We start from the raw sequence: 25,998 nt of genomic DNA on the forward strand, positions 1-25,998 counted from the left end.
GACGCTTTCCACCACGCGTGCTTTTCGGCATCCTGAAACGCATCCATACAACTGGCGAGGAGCGCTCGTGAAGACTTGGCTGCGTGAATTACCCAAGGTCGAACTGCATCTACATATCGAGGGTTCGCTGGAGCCGGAGCTGATGTTTGCGCTGGCGGCGCGCAACAACGTGTCGCTGCCCTACGCGACGGTGGACGAGGTGCGTGCCGCCTACGATTTCAGCGATCTGCAGTCGTTTCTGGATCTCTACTACCAGGGAATGCGGGTGCTGCGCACCGAGCAGGATTTCCATGACCTGGCGATGGCGTACTTCGAACGCGCGCAGGCAGAGGGCGTGGTGCATGTCGAGCTGTCGTTCGATCCGCAAGCGCACCTGAGCCGTGGCGTCGAGCTGGCGACACCGTTCGAGGGGCTGCGCCGCGCCATGCGAGACGCGGAGCGCCGCTGGGGCATGACCACGGCGTTGATCATGAGCTTCCTGCGGGATCGTGACGCGAGCGAAGCAATGGACGTGCTGGAGAAGGCGGCACCCTACTACGAGCTGATCGACGCCGTGGGTCTCGACAGCGCGGAGATGGGCAACCCGCCGGCCAAGTTCGCGGCGGTGTTCGAACGCGCCAGGGCGCTGGGCATTCCGCGCGTCGCGCACGCGGGCGAGGAGGGGCCGGCGGCCTACATCAGCGAGGCGCTGGACGTGCTCGATATCTGCCGGGTCGATCATGGCGTCGCCTGCCTGCAGGATGCCGCCCTCGTCGAACGGCTGCGGGCGTCGCAGATTCCGCTGACGGTCTGTCCGCTTTCCAACGTACGGCTGAAAGTGGTGGAGCAGATGACCGACCATCCGTTGCCGCAGATCATCGAGCAGGGTCTCAAAGTGACGCTCAACTCCGACGACCCGGCCTACTTCGGTGGCGGCGTGCTGGACAATTACCTCGCCTGTCTCGAGGCGTTCGACTGGGATCAGGCGATGTTCAAGCAGCTGGCGGGCAATGCGATCGACGTCGCGTTCATGCCGGAATCTCGCCGCAGCGAGTTGCAAAAGCGCCTGGTGGACTGTTGATCGGCTGCCAATCCACAGCCCGCCTCATGACTGCCCGGTCGATCAGGCCGGGCAGTGTCGTTCAGCGTACCGACTAGACGGTAGCGCCTTGCGGTGCGTCAGCCAGCGCCGAAAGGAAGGGCGCCAGCCGATCGAGCGCTTCCCTGGCGAGCTCCGGGTCGATGGCGAAGCAGATTCGCAGATAATCCTCACCCTCGGGGCCGAAGGCGCTGCCCGGCGCCACGCCGACCTTGGCCTCCCGCAGGATACGTTTGGCCGTGTCCAGGCTCGAGCCGTCCAGACCATGCACCTTGAAGAAGAGGTAGAAGGTGCCTTGCGGCGAGAACACGGTCACGTTGTCCAGCGCGGTCAGCCCCTCGACCAGAATGTCCCGCGAGGCCTGGCAGCGTTTGACCTGATGAGCGATGAAGTCGTCGCCCTGCTCGAGCGCCGCGATGCAGGCCCGCTGAACGAACGGCGCCACGCCGGTGGTGTTGTATTGGCAAAGACGGGCGAACAGCTGATCCATGCCCTGCGGGAATGTGACCCAGCCCGCGCGCCAACCGGTCATGCACCAGTTCTTGGAGAAGGTGTTGGTCACCAGCAGCCGGTCTTGTGGTTCGCAGATCTGCAGGAAGGAGGCGGCCGGCCCCTTGCTGTCGTCGACCCCTTTATCGTAAACAAAATGGTTGTAGACCTCGTCGGCCACGATCCACAGCCCCTTGTCCCGGCAGAAGTCCCGCAGCCGCGTCATATCCTCGAGCGGCATGCGCCAGCCGGTCGGGTTGGAGGGCGAGTTGATGAAGATGGCGCGGGTGCGATCGGTCACCGCCGCGAACAGCTTTTCCAGGTCGAGCTCGATGCTGCCGTCCGGGTGGAAATCGAAGGCGACCGGTACGTTGACCCCGCCGACGATTTCGATCATCTGCCTGGCGTTGGGCCAGGCCGGCGTCGGCATGATCACCTCGCTGCCTTCGTCGAGGATTGCCTGCATCGCCATGGTGACGGCGTTCATGCCGCCGATGGAGACGCAGAACCGGTCGGCGGCGACGTCGACCTGCCAGTGCCGGCGGTGGTAGTCGGAGAGCGCCTGGCGAAGCTCGGGCAAGCCCTGGGAGTAGCTGTAGCGGGTATCGTCTCCTTCCAGTGCATCCATCGCCGCCTGCTTGATGTAGTCAGGCGTCGGCAGATCGCCTTCGCCAATCCAGAGCCGCACGACCGAGGCGTCGTGACGGGCGAGATCCGCCACCGCGACGATCTGGTTGTCGGGCATTTCCTGAACGCGAGAAGAGCAGTAGCGGCGCAGGCTGGAAGGGATGACGTCGGACATGATGAGCTCGCTGGTTGGGGAAGAAGGTTTCCTGATCATATAACGCTCGCTCGTTGGCGGGCCAATCGTTCCTCTGACACACTGAAGACCATGACCGGCGCTGCGGGAATCGTGGCGCGCTTTCCTCTGTAGCGAGTCCACATGACCCCGATTATCAGGAGACTCAAACGCATGTTTTCAGCGACTCCCATCGTTCGCTCCGCGGAGCATCAGGCCGAAGTCGACCGCGCCTGCCAGCGTCTCGCGCTCTACCACTTCATGAGCTGCCCGTTCTGCCAGCGCGTGCGCAGCCAAATCGAGCGGCTGGCGTTGCCCATCGAGCTGCGAGACATCCAGCGCGATCCCCAGCATCGCCAGGATCTGATGGCGGGCGGTGGCCGCACCATGGTGCCGTGCCTGCGTATCGAGACAGAGGACGGCGCCGTGGAGTGGATGTACGAGTCCGCCGATATCAACCGCTACCTGGAGCGGCGATTCGGCTGATTCTGGCGGATGCCGGCCATGCTCAAGCCATGCCCGCCAGCGCTGCCGTTCGAATCGTCTTGCTGGCTGAAAACGGCTGACGGTGTCGATTGTCGGTGACGGCGAGCGGCGGGGTTTCGTAGAATGCCCGCTTTCCCAACGAGCAAGATTCAGGAGTGATCTCATGGCACAGGCCAGCGCCCGCCACATTCTCGTCGACAGCGAACAGAAGTGTCTCGAACTCAAGCAGCAGATCGAAGCCGGCAGCGACTTCGCCGAAGTGGCCCGTCAGCACTCCACCTGCCCCTCCGGGCGTCAGGGCGGCGAGCTGGGCACGTTCGGCCGCGGCCAGATGGTCAAGGAATTCGACGAAGTCGTGTTCAATGGCGCATTGAACGAAGTTCACGGGCCGGTGAAGACCCAGTTCGGCTATCACCTGCTGGAAGTGACCTCGCGCACTTGATCTTCCGCACTTGATCTCCCCTCGGGCCGCCCACCTCCGGGCGGCTCTCGTCGATCCGCCGTTCTCTCTTTTATCCGTTCCCCTCGACTCCCTGACGATCATCCCGGCAGGCAGCTGTCCCTCCGTTTTTCACGAACAATTCGTTACCAATCTTCCGTTTCGGCTTTTCCGAGGCGAACTATTCTGAAGACACGCCCGCCGTTGCCGAAGCGTTCGGTAACCGAATGACGGCGAGCGGATAAGGATATCCACGCAAAGCGAGGTAGCAGCGATGACGACGCATTCAAAGTCGGACAAGACGGAAGGCAAGGTCGACAAGGCAGCCGGCAAGGTCAAGGAGGCCGCCGGCAAGATGACCAAGGATCGCGAACTCGAAGGTAAAGGCAAGACTCAGCAGGCCAAGGGGGATGCCAAGTCCGCTAAAGGCAACTTGAAGGACGCCACCAAACCACGCCACTAGTTATCACTGAATCCCGGAAACATCGAGTCTTCGACACCCGTATCCCACTCGAGACTCTTCACGCAGCGGCCCCGCACGGTTCATTACACTATGCGGGGCCGCTATCGTTTGGGCGAGAGGCGCGAGGATATGATCCGTCAGGCTTTACCGGGCCGATTGTAGACGTCCAGATCCAGTTCCTTCTCGCTCTTGGCGACCAGTGTCGTCACCATCAGGTCGCCGGCGACGTTGACGCTGGTGCGCGCCATATCGAGGATCCTGTCCACGCCGGCAACGACGCCGATCGCCTCCAGCGGCAGGCCGATCTGCGCCAGCACGATCGACAGCATGATCAGCCCGGCGCCGGGCACGCCCGCCGTGCCGATCGAGGCCAGCGTGCCGGTCAGCACGATCATCCCGTAGTCCATCATCGAAAGGTCGGCACCGACCAACTGGGCGACGAACAGCGCCGCCACGCCCTGATAGATGGCGGTACCGTCCATGTTGATGGTGGCGCCCACCGGCAGCACGAAGCTCGACACGCCTTCCGATACGCCGAGATTCTTTTGCGCGCAGCGAATCGAAACGGGTAGCGTGCCGGAAGAGGAGGCCGACGAGAACGAGACCACCAGCGCGTCGAGGATGCCCTGCAGGTAGCGCATCGGGTTGAGGCGACCGATCAGGCTCAAGAGCCCGGTGTAGACGACCAGCACGTGCACGATACAGGCGAGATAGACCACGCCGATGACCTTCGCCAACGGCAGCAGCACGTCCAGCCCATACTGCCCCGAGACGTTGGCCATCAAGCCGAATACGCCGAACGGCGCGAACGCCATGACGATAGCGGTCAGCTTGTACATCGCTTCGGCGAAGCTTTCGAACACGCGCACGACGGGTTCGCCCTTTTCGCCGATCAGCATCAGCGAGATGCCCAGGCCGATGGCGAAGACGATGATCTGCAGGATATTGCCTTCGATCATCGCCTGCAGCGGGTTCGAAGGCACCAGGCCGACCACGATATCCACCAGCGACGGCGCTTCGCCCGCCTGCTGCGCCGCGCTCATCGACGCATCCGCACCGACGCCGGGCTGGAAGATCGTCGCCGCGACCAGACCGATGACGATGGCAAAAGCGGTCGTCACCAGATAGAGCCCGATCGTTCGCGCGCCGACCCGCCCCATCTTCTGCGGATCGCGCATGCCGGTAATACCGACGACCAGGGTCGAGAACACCAGCGGCACGATCAGCATCTTGATGCCGTTGATGAAGATATCGCCGAGCGGCTTGAACATGCTGGCCTGCTCGCCCATTAGTGCGCCTGCCAGGATCCCTAATGCCAGGCCCGCGATGATTTTTTGCCACAGGGGAATGCGTCGCCACAGATTTGGCCGGGCGGAGGATTGCGGTGAAGATCTTTCTGACATGAGACGGCTCCGGCTGCGTTGTTAATGGCCAATAAGTGAAAGACCGCGCATTCTACCGAGTCGGTGGGCAATCTCTAGATGATTCATCCGATGGTATTAGAAGCACCGGATCGATGCGCTTTCCCATCGGCATGCTTGCGACAATACCATCCGCATCTTGCGACAATGCGACGGCGGCTTTCGCCGCCGGCGTTCCCTCGCGTTACACCTCCCGGTAGAGTTCGCTCCCTTCGCGCTTGAAGCGTTCTGCCTGTTCCGCCATGCCGGCGTCGCGTTCATGGCGCGCTTCGGCATCGTCGCCGAAGCGTTCGCGCACTTCCTGGGTGATCTTCATCGAGCAGAACTTCGGCCCGCACATCGAGCAGAAGTGCGCCACCTTGGCCGAGTCCTTGGGCAGCGTCTCGTCGTGATAGGCGCGGGCGGTGTCCGGGTCGAGACCGAGATTGAACTGATCCTCCCAGCGAAATTCGAAGCGGGCTTTCGACAGCGCGTTGTCGCGACGTTGCGCGCCGGGATGCCCCTTGGCGAGGTCGGCGGCGTGGGCGGCGATCTTGTAGGTGATGATGCCGGTCTTGACGTCATCCTTGTTGGGCAGGCCCAGGTGCTCCTTGGGCGTGACGTAGCAGAGCATCGCGCAGCCGTACCAGCCGATCTGCGCCGCGCCGATGCCGGAGGTGATGTGATCGTAGCCCGGGGCGATATCGGTGGTCAGCGGGCCGAGCGTGTAGAAGGGTGCTTCGTCGCAGCACTCGAGCTGCTTGTCCATGTTCTCCTTGATCAGTTGCATCGGCACGTGGCCGGGGCCTTCGATCATCACCTGGACATCGTGTTTCCAGGCGATCCGGGTCAGCTCGCCCAGGGTTTCCAGTTCGGCGAACTGGGCCTCGTCGTTGGCGTCCGCAATCGAACCCGGGCGCAGGCCGTCGCCCAGCGAGAACGAGACGTCGTAGGCCTTCATGATCTCGCAGATCTCCTCGAAGTGGGTGTAGAGGAAGCTCTCCCGGTGGTGGTACAGGCACCACTTGGCCATGATCGAGCCGCCGCGGGAGACGATGCCGGTGACGCGCCGGGCCGTCATCGGCACGTGATGCAGACGCACGCCGGCATGGATGGTGAAGTAGTCCACGCCCTGTTCGGCCTGTTCGATCAGGGTGTCGCGGAAGATCTCCCAGGTCAGGTTCTCGGCCACGCCGTCGACCTTCTCCAGCGCCTGGTAGATCGGCACCGTGCCGATCGGCACCGGCGAGTTGCGAATGATCCACTCCCGCGTCTCGTGGATGTTCTGGCCGGTGGAGAGATCCATGATCGTGTCCGCGCCCCAGCGGATGCCCCAGGTCATCTTGTCGACCTCTTCCTCGATCGAGGAGGTCACCGCCGAGTTGCCCAGGTTGCCGTTAATCTTCACCAGGAAGTTGCGGCCGATGATCATCGGCTCGGATTCCGGGTGGTTGATGTTGGCGGGAATGATCGCGCGGCCGCGGGCGACTTCGTCACGCACGAACTCCGGCGTGATCTCGTCGGGCAGCTCGGCACCGAAGGACTCGCCCCGGTGCTGATGATCCAGCATGGGATCGGTATCGAGGGTGCGGGCCAGCCGCCGGCGCTGGTTCTCGCGGATGGCGATGAACTCCATCTCTGGCGTGATGATGCCTCGGCGGGCGTAGTGAAGCTGGGTGACGTTGCGTCCTTCCCTGGCCCGCCTCGGCGTGCGCTTCAGCTCGAAGCGCAGCGTCGACAGACGCAGATCCTCGGCACGAACGCGGCCGTAGGTCGAGCTGGGGCCGTCGAGCCATTCGGTGTCGCCGCGCTCGTCGATCCATTGGCGGCGCAGTTCCGGCAGGCCACGGCGGATATCGATGTCGGCAGCCGGGTCGGTGTAGGGGCCGGAGGTGTCGTAGACGGTGAGCGGCGCGTTGGGTTCGAGTCCGCTTCGGGTCTGCGTGGGCGAGAGCGAGATTTCGCGCATCGGCACGCGGATATCCGGACGCGAACCTTCGACATGAATCTTGGTCGAGGCCGGTAGCGGCGCAATGGCGGCGCTATCGACGCGAGCGGTTTCGGAGAGAAACTGTGGGGATTTCATGTTCGGTTGTGCTCCGTGGCATGACTTGCCAGGCGTACTTGCCAAGGCTATCGGGGTCAGGCCGGCGCACAGCGCAGGAGGGGGAAACCGGCACGGGCGAGTCTTCTCCCACGCCACGGTTTCCGCTTGATCCCTACGCCGGTACTAGCCGGATCAGGTTCGTCGGGATCCGCCTTGGCGCCCTCGAATGAATCCCGGCGCAGGGCGATCTCAGCCGGTTCCACCGGCACCCCGTCAAGCTGGCGATATCGTGCATCGCCACGGGCAGTCTGTGACGAGGGGCGAGCGAGGTCAAGCCGGTTATGTGAGGGCGGCGGTCATGGCCGGGCCTGCGAGGAGGGAAGGCGTCATGGGTCGACGGGGCGCTGGACCAGATCGATGAACGATCGGGCCTGGGGCGTCAGGTGGTGGCGGGCGTGAGTCAGCCAGACTTCGGACACGGCGTCGGCATCGCTCAGCGGGCGATAGCGGACATTGTCGATCCGGATGTGCTGGAACGAGGCAGGAAGAACCGACACGCCCATGCCGCCCGCGACGAGGCTGATAATGGTGTTCGGCCCGCCGACCTCCTGCACCAGTCGGGGCGTCAGGCCGCGCTTGGCGAACAGGGCATTGAACTGATCGAGCAGGCCGGTGCCGGCGGCAGGCGAGAAATAGACGAAGGGGTGAGCCGCCAAGGCTTCGAGCGTCAGCGGTAGCGCGCTGCCACCGAGCGGCCCCTGCTCGTTGACCACGGCCATCAGCGGTTCGCGAATCAGGGTGAAGGCGTCGAGGCCATCCGGCAGGGTGGCGGGGCGCATGATGCCGATATCCAGGTCGCCCTCGAGCAGCGGGGCGACCTGGCGCTGGCTGTTGAGCTCGTGCATGCGCAGCTCGACATCGGGATAGCGCTGGCGGTAACGCATCAGCGTGCGCGGCAGTGTTGGGCTCAAGGGCACCGAGGTGGTGAAGCCGATGCGCAGCTGGCCGGCCTCGCCACGCCCGAGCCGGGAAACCAGCCGTGTGGCGCGTTCGGTTCGTGCCAGGATGTCGCGCGCCTCGTCGAGGAAGACCAGGCCGGCTTCGGTCAGCTCGACGCGGCGGTTGGTCCGTGTCAGCAGGCGTGTGCCCAGCTCGCGCTCCAGCGCCTGGATCTGCTGGCTCAGCGGCGGCTGCGAGATTCCCAGCCGCGCGGCCGCGCGGCTGAAATGCAGCTCTTCGGCCACGGCGACGAAGTAGCGCAGATAGCGCAGTTCCATTGAGTCGCGAAACCTCTCAAAAGCATCGAATAATATATTAGAAAGCTTAATGGTGGCGGCGTAACCTACCAAGATCTAAATCAACTCGGCGCAACGGGCCGACCATGGCACTCCGGCGCCAGCCATCGTCTTCGGGAGAATCGGGTTGTCCCGCCATACCTCATCCGACATCCACAATTCCACCCAGGCCGCCAATCATCGGCTGGCGCGCGAGGCGGAAGCCGCCGAAAGCGGTTTCATCGAACGCGGTCAGCGCGGCTATCGGCCGACCATGCTGGCACTGTTCCTCGGTGCCTTCTCGACCTTCGTGCTGCTCTACTGCGTCCAACCGCTGCTACCGATCCTGTCGGACGCCTTCGGCATCGACGCCGCCACCAGCAGCCTGTCGCTGTCGGTCGCCACCGGCATGCTGGCGATCGGCCTGCTGATCACCGGGCCGATCTCGGACGCGGTGGGGCGCAAGTCGGTGATGTCGGTGGCGCTATTGGCGGCGGCGGTCTGTACCCTGATTGCCGCGGCGATGCCGAGCTGGACGGGAGTATTGGTCATGCGGGGGCTGGCGGGGCTGTCGCTCTCCGGGTTGTGCGCGGTGGCGATGACCTATCTCAACGAGGAGATCCACCCCCGTTATATCGGCTTGTCGATGGGGCTCTACATCAGCGGCAGTTCCATCGGCGGCATGAGCGGGCGCCTGATCAGCGGCGTCATGGTGGACTGGATGCCATGGCGCATCGTGATCGCGACGATCGGTGTGGTTGCCCTGGTCGCGGCGCTGCTGTTCATGCGCTGGCTGCCGCCGTCGAGGCATTTCACGCCGCGGGCGCTCAACTGGCGCAACGTGGTTTCCGGCTTCACTGTGCAGTTCAAGGATCGCGGGCTGCCGCTTCTGTTCCTCGAGGCTTTCCTGCTCATGGGCGGCTTCGTCACGCTTTACAACTACATCGCCTTTCGGCTGCTGGCGGAACCCTATCATGTCAGCCAGGCGCTGGTCGGTGTTCTGTCGGTTGCCTATCTTTCCGGTACCTACAGCTCGGCCTGGGCCGGTTCCCTGGCCGACAAGCTCGGGCGTCCGCGGATCTTCTGGCTGTTCATCGCGATGATGCTGGTTGGGCTTGCGATCACGCTGTTCGAGCCCATCAGCCTGATCCTGATCGGCATGCTGGTGTTCACCTTCGGCTTCTTCGCGGCCCACTCGCTGGCCAGCGGCTGGGTCGGCCAACGCGCCAGGCAGGCCAAGGGGCAGGCGTCTTCGCTCTATCTGTTCAGCTACTATCTCGGCTCCAGCGTCGCCGGCACTCTGGGCGGGGCGTTCTGGTACTGGGGCGGCTGGAACGGCGTTGCGCTGTTCATCGCGGTGCTGCTGCTGGCGGCGCTGGCGATCGGTGGGCTCTCTCTGAGACGACTGGAGACGGCCTGACGCCGGCGTCACTCGAGAGGCAGCGCTCGAGAGGCAGCGCTCCGGGAATGCAAACGACGCGAAAACGACGAGGCCGCCGATTCCGAAAGTCAGTTCGGAGTCGGCGGCCTCGTCATCGTCGGGGCGTTGCCAGAGGAATTACTTGGCGAACAGCTGGCTCATGTCCTTGAACGCCTTGAACTCCAGCGCGTTGCCGCATGGGTCCAGCAGGAACATGGTTGCCTGCTCGCCCGGCTGGCCCTTGAAGCGAATGTAGGGCTCGATCACGAAGTCGGTGCCGAAGCCTTTCAGGCGCTCTGCCAGCGCTTCCCATTCCGGCCAGCTCAGCACGATGCCGAAGTGCGGTACCGGCACGTCATGGCCGTCGACGGGGTTGGTATGAGCCGACTCCTGCGACGGCGTCATGGGATGCTCGTGGATCACCAGCTGGTGGCCGTAGAAGTCGAAATCCACCCACTGCTCGCTGGAGCGGCCTTCGCTGAGGCCGAAGGTCTCGCCGTAGAACTTGCGGGCCGCGGGCAGGTCGTGGACCGGAATGGCGAGGTGGAAAGGGGACAGCGCCATGGAAGAGCTCCTGATTGTCTTGGATGGAATGGATCGGTGATGACAGTGACTGCATTCTGACGGCGAATAAATTTGATGAAAAGCGCATAATATTGCTGTCTGCCATCAAATAATCTGGATTCTTCCCGCCGCGATTCGCCATGCTGAGAGAACTTCGTACCTTTCTCGCCGTCGTCCGTCACGGCACCTTCTCCGCCGCCGGCAGCGCCGTCGGGCTGACCCAGTCCGCAGTGAGTGCCCAGATCCGCAATCTCGAAGCCGATATCGGCGAGCCGCTGTTCGAGCGCACCGGGCGTGCCGTCAGACTCAACGCGGCCGGACGCCGGCTGCTGCCGCAGGCCAACGAGATGCTGGCGCTGGCCGAGCGGATCCGGCACTCCGGGGCGGACGGCCTGACCGGCGAGTGGCATCTCGGCGCGATCGCCAGCCTGCAGAGCGGGGCCTTGCCCGAGGTACTGCAGGCGCTGACCCGCGAGGCGCCGGGCGTGATGACCCGCGTGGTCCCCGGTGTCTCGCTGGCGCTGCTCGATCAGGTCGACAAGGGCGACCTGGACATGGCGCTGATCGTCCGCCCGCCGTTCGCGCTCCCCGGCGATCTCTATTCCCGCGTCATCGCTCGCGAACCGTTCGTGCTGATCGCACCGCCCGATGTCGAAGGCGGCACGGTGGAATCGCTGCTCGAAAGCCACCCGCTGGTGCTCTACGACCGGGGCTCTTTCGGCGGTCGTCAGGTGGTGCGCTTTCTCGAAAGGCAGCGGTTGCGCCCCGCGATCCGGCTGGAGCTCGACGAGATCGACGCCATCGCCCGCATGGTGGAGTGCGGCCTGGGCGTCGCGCTGATTCCGCTGACCGGGCTGTGGCGGCGCCAGCAGCCGTTGCCGGTACGCGTGATATCGCTGGGCGAGCAGCGCTTTCATCGCGAGCTGATCATGGTGTCCCGGCTTTCGCCGGCCCAGTCGCCGCTGGTGGCGCTGATCGAGGAGGCGTTGGCGGCAACCGGCACCGGGGAGGTCGGATGATCGATGCCGGGAAATCAACGTTCCAGATAGGCCGCGCGGCAGGTCGAGATCACGAGTTCCCGGAACCAGCGATGAGCCGGGTCGGCACCCAGCCGCGGATGCCACAGCGCCGAGATCGTGAACGGATCGATCGGTGTGGGGAGCTCGAACGCCACCAGGGGCTTGTGATCTTCATGCCGTCGCACCGGCATCAGGCAGGAGTGCGGTACCAGCGTGATCCGATCGGTGTGGCGAGCGATCCGCAGGGCATCCGAGAAGCCCGGCACGATGACGCCGAATTCCCGGTCGAGGCTGAGTGCGCTCAACGCGTTTTCCATCGGTCCAGTGAATTCGCCGCTGGGAGACGCCATCACGTGCCGGCACGCGGCAATGCGTTCCGGCGTGATGGTGCCATTGAGCAACGGGTGTCCCTCGCCTGCCACGCCGACGAAGCGGTCTTGAAATAGCCCCCGTGTCAGCAGCTCCGGCGCGGTGGTCTCGATGACCCCGATCTCGAGGTCGAGCTGCCCGTCACGCAGGGGCTCTATCGCTTTGGTCGGCTTGGGCACGAAGCGCAGGCACACCCTCGGCGCGGCTTCCGCAATGGCATTCACCAGCGGCACCGAAAAGCGCTCGACGAACGACGCGTTGGTGCGCAGGGTGAACGTCCGCTCCAGCGTCGAGAGATCGAGGTCGTGTGGGCGTGGACGCAGGACCGACCGCGACTCCCGCGCCAGTTCATGAACGCGATCGCGCAGTGAGGAGGCGTGGGGGGTAGGTACCAGCCCGCGCCCCGCCCGCACCAGCAGCGGATCTCCCGTCGCCTCGCGCAGACGCTTGAGCGTGCGGCTCATCGCCGACGCGCTCAGATTCAAGCGCTTCGCGGCCGCCGTCACGCTGCCCTCTTCCAGCAGCACATCCAGCGCGATGAGGAGGTTCAAATCGATATCGTTCATCGACTCACGGTAACCGAGACCCTGCTTCTGGACTAGCGTTTGGTGCAATGATTATGTGCATTCTGTGCGTCTGGTGCATTGTCACGCCGACCTCCATCCTTGGAGATGAACCCGACATCCATGAGGTCACTTCCCATGACGACATCTGCCAATCGCCTGACCTCCCTGATCGTGGGCGCCTCGCGGGGGCTGGGTCACGCCATCGCCGCGGAGCTGCTGACGCGAGGCACGACGCCGGAGACCGAGTGGGACGTCATCGGTACGGTTCGCGCTGGCGCCGAGCAGACGCCGTTGCACACCCTGGCGGACGGCAACCCTGGCCGGGTCGAGATCGAAACCCTCGACATCACGGCACCGGATCAGATCGAAGCGTTGCAAGAGCGCTTGAAGGGACGCGCGATCGATCTGCTTTTCGTCAACGCCGGGACCACCAACCGGGATCCCGATCAGGCCACCGGCACCATCTCCACCGAGGAATTCACCCAGGTCATGATCACCAACGCGCTCAGTCCGATGCGCGTGATCGAGCGTTTGGAGGGCCTGGTGCCGGCGGTAGGACTAATCGGAGTAATGTCTTCCGGGCAGGGCAGCATCGCCAACAACGAGAACGGCATGCGTGAGCTCTACCGGGGCAGCAAGGCAGCGCTCAACATGTTCATGCGCAGCTTCGCGGCGCGTCACGCCGCTACCGGGCGGGCAGTACTGGTGATGGCGCCGGGCTGGATTCGTACCGACCTGGGTGGAGATGACGCGCCCTATACGATGGAAGAGGCGGTGCCGCCGATCGTCGATGTCCTGCTGGAGAAGAGAAGCCGGCCGGGCATCGAGTATCTCGACCGCTTCGGCGAGACCGTGCCGTGGTGAAAACGACTCCATGCAATGATTGGACGTAAATCATTCGCTTTTTTTGCGGTAGGTGTGACCTAGACTTCTTGCTGATTCTATTCAGGAGCCTCTTATGTCTGCCTTCACGCCACGCGGCGTCATCGCCCAGCACCCGGCCATCCGCGACGATATCGGCGATCTCACCACCCGCCGGCCACTGCCGGGTCCGGGGCTCGACCAGCTCGATCCGTTCCTGTTCCTCAACCATCACGGGCCGCAGGTCTACCCCGCCAACAATCGCGGGCTGCCGTTCGGGCCGCATCCGCATCGGGGCTTCGAAACCGTCACCTTCATTCTCGAGGGCTCGCTGGCGCATGCCGACAGCGCCGAGCATCAGAGCGTCATTCATGCCGGTGGCGTGCAATGGATGACGGCGGGCAGCGGCATCGTCCATGCCGAGGTCTCGCCGCCCGAGTTTCTGCGCGACGGCGGGCCGCTGGAGATCCTGCAGCTGTGGATCAATCTGCCGGCCAGCCTCAAGATGAGCGAGCCGCGCTATGTCGGGCTGCAGGCCGATTCGATCCCGACAGTGCCGCTACCCGGCGGCGGCGAGCTCAAGTTGATCGCCGGCCAGTTCGAGAGCGGGAAGTCGGTCGGGCCGATCGAGAGCCAGACGAACGTGTTCATGTCGACCCTGGCGCTCCCGGCCGGCGCGAGCGAGCAGCTGCCGGTCGTGGCCGGGCGGCAGGTGTTCCTTTATGTCGTCGACGGCGAGGTCACCGTGGGCGACGAGCCGGTCGAACCACGGCATCTGGTCGAGCTGGACCGTGAAGAGGATGGCGTCGAGATCGACGCTTCCGGCGATGCCCGGCTGCTGTTCGGCCATGCCGAGGTGATCGACGAGCCGGTGGTCTCCCACGGCCCGTTCGTGATGAATACCCGCGAGGAGATCGTCGAGGCGATCGACGATTACCAGGCCGGGCGCTTCGGCGGATTGGCGCAGTAACGCGGTTTTCGTCGACGAAGGGCTTTCCAGCGACGCCGGTCCTTCGACGACGATCAGCGCTTGCTGTACAGGCGCTGCTGGCGATACCCAGGGACTTTCTGCTGCTCCTGCTCGGTCTTCTTCCAGCGTTTGTATTCCCACTGGTACTGGACCGGGTCGAGGGCAATGGCGGATTCGACACAGGCATTGACGCCGGCGGCCGAGGTGGCTTCTTCGGTGTCGTAGACCCGTTCGTCGGCGGCTAGGAAATGAATCGCGAAGCCGCGACCGTCGGGCAGGCGCTTGGCGACGCCGGTGACGACACGAGCCTGGGTACGGGCGACCAGCTTGGGCAGCAGCGTGGCGGTGTAGGCCGGGCGGCCGAAGAAGTCGGCGAAGACCCCGCTGCCCCAGCTGGGCTCCTGATCGGGCAGGATGCCGACGGCTTCGGCCCGCTTGAGCGCCTTGAGCAGGGCGGCGACGCCTCGTGGATTGGTCGGCACCAGCTCCGCCCCCATGCGTTCGCGACCGTGACGGATGACGGGGTCGAGATCGGCAATCTTGGGCGGCTCGTACATGGCGGTGAACGGGAAGTGGCTGGATAGCCAGAAGTTGAGCACTTCCCAGTTGCCGAAATGCGGCGCCAGCACGATCACGCCGCGATTCTCGGCCCGCGCGTCGTCCAGCAGCTCGCGGCCGTGAACCTCGACAATGGCGGCCTCGACGCGTTCCGGCCTGGCGATCCAGGCAAAGCCGAGCTCCAGCATGGTGGCCGCGGAGTGGCGCAGGCTTTCACGCACCCGTTCACGCCGCTGGGTGCTGCTGTCCTGCGGGTAGGCGACTTCGAGATTGCGCCGGCTGACGTGGCGCTCACGGCGGGAGATGGCGTAGAGCAGCCGGCTGGCGACCCCCGCCAGTGACCATATCGTCTTCAGCCGCCAGTGGGACAGCAGGCGCCACAGTCCATGAATGGCGCGGGCTTGCAGACCTTCGATCATGCGTTTCTCTTTTTTTGGTTGGCGTCTTTGTCATCCGGGCTTCACCACCCAGCCTTCACACCCGGGCTTTACCACAGCCAGCTATCGACCTTGTCCGGCGCGCGACGTTCCTGCAATGCCTTGAATCCGATGACGCAGCGCACGATCAGCCACACGGCCTGCAGCGCCATCAGCACGAAACCGACCAGCACGAAGGCCAGTACCCAACTGATGCAGGCGTAGAGCAGCCCGATCCAGAAAGTGCGGATATGGTAGCGATAGTGCTCGTCCAGCCAGCGCGGGCCGTTGCCGCGATAGACGTAGGCGATGATCACGCCGATCACCGGCGTAATGCCGGTCACGAAGACGCCGAGAAGCAGGGCGTAGACGATCATGGCCAGCGTGGTGTCCGGTCGCCTCGCTTCGGGGTTCGACTCGGCGACAACGTTATCGGTCGGCGAAGACATGAGATTCCTCTCGACGGCATGCGGTAGTTGCCCGCATTTTGCCGTCGAGAGGCGTCGGGTGCCAGTCCGGTTGGAACTGGCGGAGGTGGCTCGAGGTCGCGGGCGCTACTCGATCAGCAGATCGTCGCCGTGCAGGCTGTCGCATCGATGCCGGGCCGGCGTTTCGACCAGGGGATCGCGGCCGCCACGCAGGATCGAATTGCCCTCGAACAGGGTGCGCTGGTCGATGGGCGGTGGATTCAGCCAGTCGGAGGCCTGCATCTGGCCGCTCTTGCCGTAGACGGTGAGCGCGTTTTCGTAGGTGACCTGGCGCACCACGGATTCGGCGATGCCGGATTCGAGCGCCAGCCGTGCGGTCTTGGGCACGCCCAGGCAGTCGGAAATCCCCCAGTCGCAGGCGCTGTCGACGATGATGCGGTCGCCGCCGTACTGCCTGAGCAGTTCGACCATGCGCGCGTTGCCCATCTTGGTCGACGGGTAGATCGAAAAGCCGGCCCAGTAGCCCCGGTCCAGCGTTTCGCGAACCGTCTCCTCGTTGTTGTGGTCGATCACCACCCAGGAAGGATCCAGCCCCATCTCTTCGCACACGTCCATCGAGCGCGAGGTGCCGCGCTTCTTGTCGCGATGCGGCGTGTGCACCATCACCGGCAGCCCGAGCTCTCTGGCCAGCGTCAACTGGGCACGGAAATACTTGTCTTCCAGCGGTGTCTGCTCGTCGTAGCCGATTTCGCCGATGGCGACGACGCCTTCCTTCATGGCAAAGCGCGGCAGCCACTCCATGACACCTTCCGCCAGCGCTTCGTTATTGGCCTCCTTGGAGTTGAGGCCGATGGTGCAGTAATGGCGAATGCCGAACTGCCCGGCGCGGAAGCGCTCCCAGCCGACCAGCGACGAGAGATAGTCCACATACGTGCCGACGAAGGTGCGCGGCTGGCCGACCCAGAAGGCCGGTTCGACCAGCGCCACGATGCCGGCCGCGGCCATGGCCTCGTAGTCGTCTGTGGTACGGGACACCATGTGGGCGTGGGGATCGATGAACATCTCAGGCGGCCTCTTGGAGGGTAAGGTGGTTCCAGTCGAGGCGGCCGTCTGCCGCCAGCGCGGCGGTGTCCGGTGCCGTCGACAGCAGATCTCGGGCGGCGGGGGTATCGGCGGCGATCAACGCCAGGGTGGCGGCGCCGCGTTCCGTCGGGGTGCCCGCCAGCGCGCGCTGCAGGGCCGCGTAGGCCGAAACTCGCTCCGCGAACGGGCCGACGCAGCGCCACAGCTCCGGGCTGACCGGACGCCCGGCCGCCCAGCGCTCCTGGGCGTAGTCGAGCAGGATTCTCGCCAGTTCGGCATTGGAGCGTTCGTCGAGGCCGACGATGGCGCCCAGCCCGCTGCCGATGAACAGCGCCTTGAGCACCATGTGGTTCCATCGATGTTCGTCGAAGTGATCGCGCGGATAAGGGTTGTAATGAACGATGGACTCGAACACCGCCCGCATGTTGGAGCGCAGCCCTTCGCCCACTTCGAATTCGAGTGATTCCGGCTGGGGATAGAGCGCCAGACCCCGATACAGCGTGACCAGTTCGCGGGCATCGGCGGTTCTGACCAGATCCTGGAACATGGCGGCGAACGGGCGCGGACCCTCGAACGCGAGCAGGGCGGCGACGCGGGCCGCGCCGTCGAGGCTCCAGCCCGCAGGGTTCCAGCCAGGATAGGCCTGGTTCGCCAGCGCCAGATCCGCTGGCGACAGCATCAGGTCCTGTCTGCCCAGTCGTCGCGGCGCCAGGCCGAGGAAGAGATGGAGATCCTGCTCGTTGGCGCCCCGGCTGAACGCGGCATAGCGGTCATCCAGCCAATCGGCCTGATCGGGCGCCTGGCGGCAGATCCAGTCGCGGAGAAGTTCGAAGCATGTAACGGTCATGTAAGCGTCCCGATACGATTGTCGTTGGCGTTACTCTATCGGCTGGATAAAACAATCCCCAAGCTCAATTATCTGGCCAATTGAAGGCCCGTCATTCGAAGATGATTTCCTTTTTTGGCGTGGGTTTTCTGGTCCTTTAAAATCGGTATTTATGATCCTTAGAGTCGGAAATACCACCGCTTTTTTCCTGATAACGCCTCAAAATGGCGTGTCGGAACTCGTGTCGATTGTCTGGCGCCTTCCCAGCTGATATGCAGCCTTTACATATCGTTTCGATCGTCTCGTGACGGTTGGTATCCATGGCTGAATCGGCAGGCAGAAATCATGAATAAGACTCTCGTCATTCTGGTGGTGGGGCTGACCCCCCAACTGGTCGGCAAGCATACGCCGGCCCTTAAACGTCTCGCCGAGCGTGGCGGATCGAGGCCGCTCAATACCGTGACACCTGCGGTGACCTGCAGCGTTCAGGCGACGCTGATGACCGGCCTGCCGCCAAGCGGGCATGGCGCCGTGGCCAACGGCTGGTATTTTCGCGATCTGTCCGAAGTGTGGTTCTGGCGCCAGTCCAATCGGCTGGTGGCGGGGGAGAAGATCTGGGAAGCCGGCAAGCGGAAGAATCCCGACTTTACCTGCGCCAAGATGTTCTGGTGGTACAACATGTATTCGACGGCGGACTGGAGCGCGACACCCCGGCCGATGTATCCCGCCGACGGTCGCAAGCTGCCCGACCATTACACCTATCCGCCGGCGCTGCACGACGAACTCGACGAGCGCTTGGGCACGTTTCCGCTGTTCACCTTCTGGGGGCCGATGGCGGACATCTCCTCGAGTCGCTGGATCAGCGATGCCACGCGCCATGTCATGGAAACCCGCGATCCGACGCTGACGCTGACCTACCTGCCGCATCTGGACTACAACCTCCAGCGGCTGGGGCCGGATCTGTCACACCCCGAACTGCAGCGCGATCTCCGCGACGTCGATGCCCTGTGCGGCGAGCTGATCGATGCGGCCGAGCGTGAAGGGCGGCGGGTCATCGTCGTATCCGAGTACGGGATCACGCCGGTACGCGACGCCATCCACATCAATCGCGCCCTGCGCAGGGCGGGTCTGGTCGCGGTGCGCCGGGAGAAGGCGTGCGAACAGCTCGATGCCGGCGCGTCGCGGGCCTTCGCGGTGGCCGATCATCAGGTGGCGCACGTCTACGTCCGCGATCCGGAAGAGATTCCGAAGGTCCGGGCAGTGCTCGAAGGGCTGAAGGGGGTGGAAGCGGTCTGGGGCGATCGCGAGAAGCGCGAGCACGGCCTCGATCACCCCAACTCGGGAGAACTGGTGGCGATTGCCGAGCCGGATCGCTGGTTCAGCTACTACTACTGGCTGGACGATGCCCGCGCGCCGGATTATGCGCGCACCGTCGACATTCATCGCAAGCCGGGATATGACCCGGTGGAGCTGTTCTTCGACCCGGCGCTGAAATCGCCCAAGCTGTCGGCCGGGTGGCGCCTGGTCAAGCGCAAGCTGGGCATGCGCCAGTTGCTGGATGTCATCTCGCTCAAGGACACGGCGCTGGTCAAGGGCGCCCACGGCCGGTTGACCGACGATCCCGCCATGGGGCCGCTGGTGATCTCGTCGGAAGCGGGCCTACTGCCCGACGGCGCGGTCGACGCGACGGACTTCAAGGCGCTGGTACTGGCGCATGTGTTCGAGGGCGACGAGATCGACATGGCGTCACGCCAGACCGCTACCGATGTCACCAGCGCCTGAGACGAGTGTACGCCACGCCGAATCCTGACGTGGAATGACGCATGACAGAAAGGCCGGGCAGACATCGCGGAGATGTCTGCCCGGCCTTGTTCACTTCGGAATAGTGACGCCGACCGCGCCCGACCTCAGGTCCCGGAAGTCACCCGTTGCAGCGCCAGCGTCGCAGCGAAGGCCAGCACTCCCAGCCATGCCATGGCGGTCGCGCCCATGGCCGCCATCAGCGTGGCGTCATAGAGCGAAATGGCGGCGATCAGACCCACGACGGCGCGAGGCACGTCTCCCGGCGCCCGGCGGAACAGCCACATCAGGCAGCGCGCTCCCCAGGCCAGATAGCCCAGCCACAGCGCCAGGGCAAGCAGCGAGGGTTCGGGGCCGGTCAGCATGGCGGCCAGCATGAACACGACCGGCACGGCCAGCACACCGAGCGGCCAGGCCGCGCCCAGCCGGTCGTAGGCCTCCTGGCGAGCGGCGTAGGTCAGGCCGATGACATGGCAGGCAAGGCCGATCGCCCCCCAGACCACCATGTCGTTGAGCGTATTGGTGACGACCAGCGCCGCGGTCAGGTAGGTCAGCAGACGGCACGCCCCCATCAGCAGCGGGCTCCAGCCGATGCGCTTGTGCCACCAGTCATAGCTCAGGATCGCGGCGATCAGCGCCAGCCCTGTCAGCCCGGCGGAGAGATGGCTCATGAACAGCAGCAGGCTCCCCAGCGCGAGCATCCCGGCTCCCAGCAGTGCGACGGTCAGGCGGTCGACGTCCCCTCGCGGGATTGGGCGATCGGCGCGCTCGCGGGCATCGATCTCGGCATCGCAGGCGTCATTGAGATACATGCCGCCGAGATAGAACAGCGTCAGAGCCAGCAACAACGGCAGGGCGGTGGTGGACTGCCAGAGCGCGCCGGCGCTTGCGCCGGCCAGCACGGCGCCGGCCAGCACGTTGCTCCAGACCGTGGGGAGATTGGAAACCCGCCCTAGCTCCAGCCAGACGCTGGTTTTCGAACGCAGTGTCGTCGAGTCCGCTGTTATCGCACCGGCCGGTCTCAGATCAGCTGCTGCTTGACCCAGGTCAGCTCCCGCGCCACCGCCTTCTCCACGCTCTCGGTGCGTAGAGTCTCCGGTAATACCTGCCATGTGTAGGTCTCCACTTCCAGATGCTGCGAAATCGGTTGCTGACGATGAAGGGCGAGAATGTCGGCGAGAAACGACTGCGTGGTCTCGAACGGCGGGATCGCCTCCACGAAGATCGGCACGTGGTAATGAATCCGCCACTCCTCGCCGTCGATGCGGGCCTCGTCAGCCAGCGCCTCGGGCAGGTCCGCGTATCGCACCAGTCCGCTTTCGCTGGCGACCACGACCTGATGCAGATAGGTGCGTTCGCAGAACGGCGCCAGCGCCTCTCGCTTCGCGGCGTCGAATTTCGGGATCCGCAGCGCCGCGCTCAGCTGCAGCTTGTGGATGGGAATGCCGGCCGTGCGCAGGGCTTCGATGCTGGCGGCCGGGTCCTCGAATTCCACCGCCGCATGGCAGACGTCGTAGCAGACGCCCAGATGCCGCGGCAGCGCCTGTTTCGCCTCGTCGCTCGACAGCCCGCTGAGCTCGCTCAATCGGCCGGCGGCAGCATCGGAATAGAGCCAGTCGCGGAAGAACGCCAAGGTTTCCTCGATGGTTTCCAGGAAGCAGTGGGGCTCGGGTTCCAGGGCGATGGCGATGGTGACCTGGCTCCGGCGCTCGAGCTCGACGCAGTGGGAGACGGCCTTGAGCAGATTGTCCGCCATCTGGGCCTCGGCGCCCTCGGCCAGCGGCTTGTAGGTGCCGGGGACGGTGCTCAGGCTCACGGTATCGCCGGCGACGCCGAGTTCCGCCAGCAGGTCGGCCAGCCAGCAGGTGTAGTCCAGCCGAGCCCGCTGTTTCCAGTCGGGCTGGTAGACGTTCTGCTTGACCGGAATGCCGTGGAAGGGGCCGAACGGGAAGCCGTTCATGGTCACCACGCGATAGTTCTCCCGCGCCAGGATCTCCTTGAGTTCGGCGCGGGCATCGGGGGCGCGAAGCTCCTCCAGCGCCTGGGCGGAAAGGCGCAGCCCCACGCCGAAGGTCGCGTCGGGAGAGAGGGCATCCCGCACGCGCTTGACCGGCCCGAGCAGGGCGCCGCGCACCGCTTCCCAGGTCTGGGTCGGGTGGATGTTGAGACAGTAGGTCAGTTGACCCAGATCGTCAGGCAGCTGCATGGCGGTTCGCCTCTTCGCGCAGCCAGTCGATCGCGGCTGTCATCATGGTGTCGTCGATCCTGTGAACATCGTGTCCACGGCCCAGGCCGGCCAGCAGCGTGATCGTCAGTTCGCCGCCGAGATGTTCCTGGAACTCCCTGAGGCCCGCCAGGATGGCAGGCTGGCCATCGTCACCGATCTCCAGCAACTGGGCATGGAAGACCGGCAGACCCAGGCGCTTCAACAGCCACACCACGCGCCATTCGGCGCCGGCGGGCAGCAGCCCCTTGAGCACGGAATAGCGGGCATCGAGCGCGATACCGATGGCGACGGCTTCACCGTGGCTGATGCCGTGGTGAGTCAGCGCCTCGAGCTTGTGTGCCGACCAGTGGCCGTAGTCCAGCGGGCGCGACGAACCCTGTTCGAACGGATCGCCACCGCGAGCGATCTGCTGCATGTGCAGCTCGGCGCTGCGGCGGATCATGATCTCCTCGGTGCGTGGATCGAACTCGGCCAGCGAATCGGCGTTGGCCTCCAGCCAGTCGAAGAAGGCGCCATCGCGGATCAGCGCCACCTTGATCGCCTCGGCAATGCCGGCGAGCCGGTCGCGGCGCGAAAGCGTGCACAGGAAGTCGAAGTCGTTGAGCACGGCCCACGGCGGGGCGAAGGTGCCGATGAAGTTCTTGCAACCCTGGAAATTGACGGCGTTCTTGACCCCGACGCCGCTGTCGTTCTGGGACAGCACGGTGGTCGGTAGCCGGATCAGGCGCACGCCGCGATGCCCCATGGCGGCCGCGAGACCGAGCGCATCCAGCACCGCACCGCCGCCGATGACGATGACATAGGCGTGGCGATCGACGCCGTAGTGCCGGATGTCTTCCAGCACGCCGTTGACCGTCTCGAGGTCGGCCTTGATCGCTTCCCCGCCGGGTACGGTGATCGGCGCTGCGAGCAGGGTCATGCGGCTGGCATGGGCGGCGAAGTAGGCGTTGATCCGTGTTGTCAGATCCGGCCAGGTAGCGGCGATGCCGGCGTCGACGTAGATCAGGCAACGATGAGTCTTGCGCGGTTCCTTGCGCGAGATGGCGTCGGCCAGCAGAGGGTTGTCGGGAGAAAAGATCTCTCGGGTAAACGCGATGGGATAATCGTAAGCGACGGAAAATCGCTGCCAATGGACTTCCGACGATGAAGAGATTTGCGAGGTGTCGAGTTGCCGTACTGGCTTCGGCTGCATCGCGAAAGGCGGAGGGTCGATAGCGACATTGCCATCGATCGAAAACGATAAAGCGGGCCGGTTCATGAAGTTATCGCCTGCGTAAGGGGTCCGAAAACAAAAAGGCGGACCGCTTCATTAGGGGGCGGTCGCGCTTGGCCTTGGCCTGGGTTTTACGGGGTTAGCTTCGGGGTTTCGTGGGGCAGGCGACAAGAATGGTTCTTCTGCTACGAAGTATTAGCAGCGTATGGGGTTTTTGGGCGTGTCGGTACTCATCAAAACGTCCGCCGTGATAGATCACAGCGTCTGCGATGGTGAAAAAAAGGCGGCGCTAACTCCTTGCGCCGCCTGGGGTTTAACGGCGATCTCGCGCGTCGGTTTTTCTCGCGATCACCCTTTCAGCGGCGACGGAGTGACATCGGCGGGAATCGGGCAGCGATAGGGTTCCCGGCGTGTGGCGGCGTTCAATTCCTCGCGCGCCCGGGCCAGGATGGCGGGATTTTCCAGTAGCGCGACGGCGGTGCCGGCCATCACCTTGGCCGCCTGCAGCATGCCCTTGTGGCCCAGCGAACTGCGTCCCTGCGCGACTACCTGCCAGGTGTGCAGTGGCGTGCCCAGCGCGAAGCAGTTGACGTAGCACTGGGCCGTCGGCACCACCCAGCTCACGTCACCGACATCGGTGGAGCCGTACATCAGTGCTTCGCTGGCGCTGTACGGCGCGAGATCCTCGACCAGCGCCTTGTCGGCGAGCCCGTCGACGTACGCTTCGGCGGCCTCTCCGCCGGCGCTGACGATGTTGGCGTAGGTCGTGCGCAGGTCGTCCTCGCTGACGGTCGCCTTGATTCGTTCGGCGTAGGCCTTTTCTTCCGCATCGTGGCGCGGCGGGCCGAACGCCTCGAACCGGGCCTGCATCACGCTTTCCAGCGTGCGGTTCGGACGATATCCGGAGCATGCCTTGTCGAACACCATCTCGACCTCGGTTCCGGTCATCAGCGCCGCGCCCTCGGCGATCTTCTGAATACGCTCGAAAATCGACTGGACATCCGCCATGCGTCGCGCGCGCATCAGGTAAAGCACCTCCGCCTCGGCCTGAACCACGTTCGGCGAAGCGCCGCCGGTGCGGGTGATCGAGTAGTGGAAGCGGGCGTCCGGCACCACATGCTCGCGCAGATAGTTGGCGCCGACGTTCATCAGTTCCACCGCATCCAGCGCACTGCGACCGAGATGCGGCGAGTTGGCGGCGTGGGCGGAGGTGCCCTTGAAGCGGAAGTAGGCCTGGATATTGGCCAGCGTCGGGGTCGAGAAGATGGCGTTGAACGCTTGCGGATGCCAGGTGAGGGCGGCATCGACATCGTCGAAGACGCCTTCGCGCACCATGAAGGTCTTGCCGGAGCCGCCTTCCTCGCCGGGACAGCCATAGAAGCGGATCGTGCCGGACAGACCCTGTTGCGACCGGCGTTCTTCCAGATAGTCGCGCATGCCGACAGCGCCAGCGAGCGCGGCGACGCCGAGCAGGTTATGCCCGCAGCCATGACCATTGCCGCCGGGGATCAGCGGTTCCGCATCGCTCGCTTCACCGCGCTGGCTGAGTCCGGCCAAGGCGTCATACTCGCCGAGCAGCGCGATGACCGGCTTGCCGCTGCCGTAGCTGGCGACGAAGGCCGTATCGATGCCAGCGATGCCTCGTTCGACCTGAAACCCTTCGGCTTCCAGCGCTTCGCTCAGTGTCGACGCCGAGCGACCCTCCTCGAAACGCGTCTCGGCGTATTCCCATACCTGGTTGGCGTAGTCGATGAAGCGATCGCGCTTGCCTTCGATCAAGGCATCGAGTCGCTGGGTCGTGGTGTCGGTAGCAGTTGCGTCCATGGGGTTCTCTCTCCTCAAAGCGTCTCGGTACGTCGGCGGCGTAGTGCAGCGTCGTCTGCCTGCAGTGCCAGATGCGCCAGGGTGCGAATGGCCAGCGGAAGCACGTCCTCGTCGAAATCGAAGCGCTGATGATGATGGCCAGCGGCGAGGTCGGTGCCGAACACCATGTAGGTGGCCAGGCCGCCACGCTCGCGCACGCGCTGCATCATGGTGGTGGCATCCTCGGAGCCGGAAGGGCGATTCTCGACGGGAATCACGCTGTCGATGCCGGGAAGGTCGGCAATCCGTTCCTGTATGAAATCGACCAGTTCGGGGCTCGGCTCGCAGTTGCGCGCCTCGCCCGCGAGGGAGTAGGTCATCTTCACTCCCTGCATCGCTGCCGCGCCGCGCAGCACGTCCAGCGCCCGACGCTGCATCTCGTCGTTGATCTCGCTGGTCTCGCCACGGGTCTCGAGCTTGAGCGTCGCGGTAGCCGGCACCACGTTGCGGCCGCTGCCGGCGTTTAGCACGCCGACATTGATGCGCGAGGCGCCGGCACTGTGACGCGGAATCGCATGCAGGCCGAGTGCCGCCTGGGCGGCGGCCAGCAGCGCATTGTTGCCGGCCTCCGGGTTGGCGCCGGCATGGGCGGGCACGCCGGTAAAGGTGGCGTCGAGCTTAGTGGTGGCGAGATAGCCGTTGTGACCGCAGACGACGGTCCCCTTGGCCACGCCGGTGCCGATATGGGTGGCGATGAAGATATCGGCGTCGTCGAGCACGCCGGCTTCGACCATCGACCTGGCGCCGCGCACGCCCTCTTCGGCGGGCTGGAAGATCAGCTTGATACGGCCGCTCAACTGCGATTTCAGCTCGACGAACAGACGTGCCAGGCCGAGACCGATGGTGGTGTGACCGTCGTGGCCGCAGGCGTGCATCATGCCATCGTTGCAGGAGGCGAATCCCTCGCGGACGGGGCGGTGGTCGTCGTCGCGGGACTCGTCGAGATCGAGCGCGTCCAGGTCGACGCGGTAGGCGAATGTCGGCCCCGGGCGACCGGTATCCAGCTCGGCCACGACGCCCGTGTAACCGCCGGCGAGTGCCGGCAGCCAGCGTTCGATGGCGCCCTGGTCGCGGGCGCGGTCGAGCGCCCGGGCCAGCACTTCGGGCTCGGGAACGCCCATGCGGCTGTCGGCGTCGATCACGTCACGACCGACGCTGACCCGATAGCCGAGCCGCTCCAACTCTTCGGCGACGATCGAGGCGGTGCGGAATTCGATCCAGCCCGATTCGGCGTGGCGGTGGAAATCGCGTCGCCAGGTCTTCAACTGCGGCAACAGGGCTGCGACCGCGGTTTCCAGATCGGGCGTGGTAACGGTGCTCATGGTGAAGTTCTCCGTCTG

Annotated in this window: 24 protein-coding genes and 1 riboswitch; of the genes, 9 read left to right on the forward strand and 15 right to left on the reverse strand. The window is 64.7% G+C overall.

The window, feature by feature from the left end; translation table 11 throughout:
- The first annotated feature begins 67 nt into the window (after window positions 1-67).
- Window positions 68-1,060, forward strand: a complete 993-nt coding sequence (locus R5R73_RS05400) for an adenosine deaminase (protein ID WP_322529054.1) — start codon at window positions 68-70, stop codon at window positions 1,058-1,060.
- A gap of 73 nt (window positions 1,061-1,133) precedes the next feature.
- On the opposite strand, the gene R5R73_RS05405 is transcribed toward R5R73_RS05400, so the two are convergent.
- Window positions 1,134-2,369 carry a pyridoxal phosphate-dependent aminotransferase gene (locus R5R73_RS05405; protein ID WP_322529055.1) on the reverse strand — a complete coding sequence of 412 codons (1,236 nt, stop codon included), beginning with the start codon at window positions 2,367-2,369 and terminating at the stop codon, window positions 1,134-1,136.
- A 171-nt stretch (window positions 2,370-2,540) separates the two neighbouring features.
- Between R5R73_RS05405 and R5R73_RS05410 the strand changes: the two genes are divergently transcribed.
- The 3 genes from R5R73_RS05410 (at window position 2,541) to R5R73_RS05420 (ending at window position 3,754) form a co-directional block, all read left to right on the forward strand.
- Window positions 2,541-2,852: a glutaredoxin family protein gene (locus tag R5R73_RS05410; protein WP_083387209.1), complete on the forward strand. Its 312-nt coding sequence runs from the start codon at window positions 2,541-2,543 to the stop codon at window positions 2,850-2,852.
- A gap of 163 nt (window positions 2,853-3,015) precedes the next feature.
- Entirely contained in the window at window positions 3,016-3,294 is a 279-nt protein-coding gene (locus R5R73_RS05415; protein ID WP_276232317.1) for a peptidylprolyl isomerase, read from the forward strand.
- A gap of 271 nt (window positions 3,295-3,565) precedes the next feature.
- On the forward strand, window positions 3,566-3,754 hold the full coding sequence (locus R5R73_RS05420; protein ID WP_071230570.1) for a CsbD family protein: 189 nt from the start codon (window positions 3,566-3,568) through the stop codon (window positions 3,752-3,754).
- A gap of 137 nt (window positions 3,755-3,891) precedes the next feature.
- On the opposite strand, the gene R5R73_RS05425 is transcribed toward R5R73_RS05420, so the two are convergent.
- From R5R73_RS05425 to R5R73_RS05435, 3 genes are all read right to left on the reverse strand, one after another.
- Complete coding sequence (locus tag R5R73_RS05425) at window positions 3,892-5,157, reverse strand: dicarboxylate/amino acid:cation symporter (RefSeq protein WP_071230571.1); 1,266 nt, start codon at window positions 5,155-5,157, stop codon at window positions 3,892-3,894.
- A 202-nt stretch (window positions 5,158-5,359) separates the two neighbouring features.
- Window positions 5,360-7,240, reverse strand: a complete 1,881-nt coding sequence (gene thiC, locus R5R73_RS05430; RefSeq protein ID WP_322529056.1) for a phosphomethylpyrimidine synthase ThiC — start codon at window positions 7,238-7,240, stop codon at window positions 5,360-5,362.
- Window positions 7,241-7,353: 113 nt separating this feature from the next.
- Window positions 7,354-7,484, reverse strand: a riboswitch (TPP riboswitch).
- A 103-nt stretch (window positions 7,485-7,587) separates the two neighbouring features.
- Window positions 7,588-8,478, reverse strand: a complete 891-nt coding sequence (locus tag R5R73_RS05435) for a LysR family transcriptional regulator (protein WP_322529057.1) — start codon at window positions 8,476-8,478, stop codon at window positions 7,588-7,590.
- Window positions 8,479-8,623: 145 nt separating this feature from the next.
- Between R5R73_RS05435 and R5R73_RS05440 the strand changes: the two genes are divergently transcribed.
- A complete protein-coding gene (locus R5R73_RS05440) occupies window positions 8,624-9,895 on the forward strand; it encodes an MFS transporter (protein WP_322529058.1) in 1,272 nt (423 codons plus the stop codon).
- 138 nt (window positions 9,896-10,033) lie between these two features.
- Here R5R73_RS05440 and R5R73_RS05445 read toward each other — a convergent pair whose 3' ends face one another.
- Window positions 10,034-10,459 carry a VOC family protein gene (locus tag R5R73_RS05445; RefSeq protein WP_071230580.1) on the reverse strand — a complete coding sequence of 142 codons (426 nt, stop codon included), beginning with the start codon at window positions 10,457-10,459 and terminating at the stop codon, window positions 10,034-10,036.
- A 140-nt stretch (window positions 10,460-10,599) separates the two neighbouring features.
- Here R5R73_RS05445 and R5R73_RS05450 point away from each other — a divergent pair, with 140 nt between their 5' ends.
- Complete coding sequence (locus R5R73_RS05450) at window positions 10,600-11,478, forward strand: LysR family transcriptional regulator (protein WP_276232313.1); 879 nt, start codon at window positions 10,600-10,602, stop codon at window positions 11,476-11,478.
- A gap of 14 nt (window positions 11,479-11,492) precedes the next feature.
- On the opposite strand, the gene R5R73_RS05455 is transcribed toward R5R73_RS05450, so the two are convergent.
- Complete coding sequence (locus R5R73_RS05455) at window positions 11,493-12,413, reverse strand: LysR family transcriptional regulator (RefSeq protein ID WP_110631616.1); 921 nt, start codon at window positions 12,411-12,413, stop codon at window positions 11,493-11,495.
- A gap of 135 nt (window positions 12,414-12,548) precedes the next feature.
- On the opposite strand from R5R73_RS05455, the gene R5R73_RS05460 reads away from it, so the two are divergent.
- Both R5R73_RS05460 and R5R73_RS05465 read left to right on the forward strand, forming a co-directional pair.
- Complete coding sequence (locus tag R5R73_RS05460) at window positions 12,549-13,277, forward strand: SDR family NAD(P)-dependent oxidoreductase (protein WP_110631613.1); 729 nt, start codon at window positions 12,549-12,551, stop codon at window positions 13,275-13,277.
- Between the two features lie 94 nt (window positions 13,278-13,371).
- A complete protein-coding gene (locus tag R5R73_RS05465; RefSeq protein ID WP_322529059.1) occupies window positions 13,372-14,244 on the forward strand; it encodes a pirin family protein in 873 nt (290 codons plus the stop codon).
- Window positions 14,245-14,297: 53 nt separating this feature from the next.
- Here the strand turns inward: R5R73_RS05465 and R5R73_RS05470 are convergent, their stop codons facing one another.
- The 4 genes from R5R73_RS05470 to R5R73_RS05485 form a co-directional block, all read right to left on the reverse strand.
- Window positions 14,298-15,221 (reverse strand): lipid A biosynthesis acyltransferase, encoded by a 924-nt coding sequence (locus tag R5R73_RS05470; protein WP_322529060.1) that lies wholly within the window; start codon window positions 15,219-15,221, stop codon window positions 14,298-14,300.
- A 68-nt stretch (window positions 15,222-15,289) separates the two neighbouring features.
- Window positions 15,290-15,667, reverse strand: a complete 378-nt coding sequence (locus R5R73_RS05475; RefSeq protein WP_071230584.1) for a DUF4870 family protein — start codon at window positions 15,665-15,667, stop codon at window positions 15,290-15,292.
- 105 nt (window positions 15,668-15,772) lie between these two features.
- Complete coding sequence (locus R5R73_RS05480) at window positions 15,773-16,708, reverse strand: TatD family hydrolase (protein ID WP_071230585.1); 936 nt, start codon at window positions 16,706-16,708, stop codon at window positions 15,773-15,775.
- A gap of 1 nt (window position 16,709) precedes the next feature.
- Window positions 16,710-17,576 (reverse strand): EboA domain-containing protein, encoded by an 867-nt coding sequence (locus tag R5R73_RS05485; RefSeq protein ID WP_322529061.1) that lies wholly within the window; start codon window positions 17,574-17,576, stop codon window positions 16,710-16,712.
- A gap of 324 nt (window positions 17,577-17,900) precedes the next feature.
- Here R5R73_RS05485 and R5R73_RS05490 point away from each other — a divergent pair, with 324 nt between their 5' ends.
- Entirely contained in the window at window positions 17,901-19,337 is a 1,437-nt protein-coding gene (locus R5R73_RS05490; protein ID WP_322529062.1) for an alkaline phosphatase family protein, read from the forward strand.
- A 125-nt stretch (window positions 19,338-19,462) separates the two neighbouring features.
- Here R5R73_RS05490 and R5R73_RS05495 read toward each other — a convergent pair whose 3' ends face one another.
- From R5R73_RS05495 to R5R73_RS05515, 5 genes are all read right to left on the reverse strand, one after another.
- A complete protein-coding gene (locus tag R5R73_RS05495; RefSeq protein WP_322529063.1) occupies window positions 19,463-20,467 on the reverse strand; it encodes a UbiA family prenyltransferase in 1,005 nt (334 codons plus the stop codon).
- On the reverse strand, window positions 20,377-21,561 hold the full coding sequence (eboE, locus tag R5R73_RS05500; RefSeq protein ID WP_322529064.1) for a metabolite traffic protein EboE: 1,185 nt from the start codon (window positions 21,559-21,561) through the stop codon (window positions 20,377-20,379). Before eboE ends, R5R73_RS05495 begins: the two co-directional genes overlap by 91 nt.
- Window positions 21,548-22,840: a 3-dehydroquinate synthase gene (locus R5R73_RS05505; RefSeq protein WP_322529065.1), complete on the reverse strand. Its 1,293-nt coding sequence runs from the start codon at window positions 22,838-22,840 to the stop codon at window positions 21,548-21,550. Before R5R73_RS05505 ends, eboE begins: the two co-directional genes overlap by 14 nt.
- Window positions 22,841-23,143: 303 nt before the next feature.
- Window positions 23,144-24,619 (reverse strand): M20 family metallopeptidase, encoded by a 1,476-nt coding sequence (locus R5R73_RS05510; RefSeq protein WP_322529066.1) that lies wholly within the window; start codon window positions 24,617-24,619, stop codon window positions 23,144-23,146.
- Window positions 24,620-24,633: 14 nt separating this feature from the next.
- On the reverse strand, window positions 24,634-25,980 hold the full coding sequence (locus tag R5R73_RS05515; protein WP_322529067.1) for an amidohydrolase: 1,347 nt from the start codon (window positions 25,978-25,980) through the stop codon (window positions 24,634-24,636).
- Window positions 25,981-25,998 lie beyond the last annotated feature (18 nt).

Source organism: Salinicola sp. LHM (assembly GCF_034479735.1).
GTDB lineage: Bacteria > Pseudomonadota > Gammaproteobacteria > Pseudomonadales > Halomonadaceae > Salinicola > Salinicola salarius.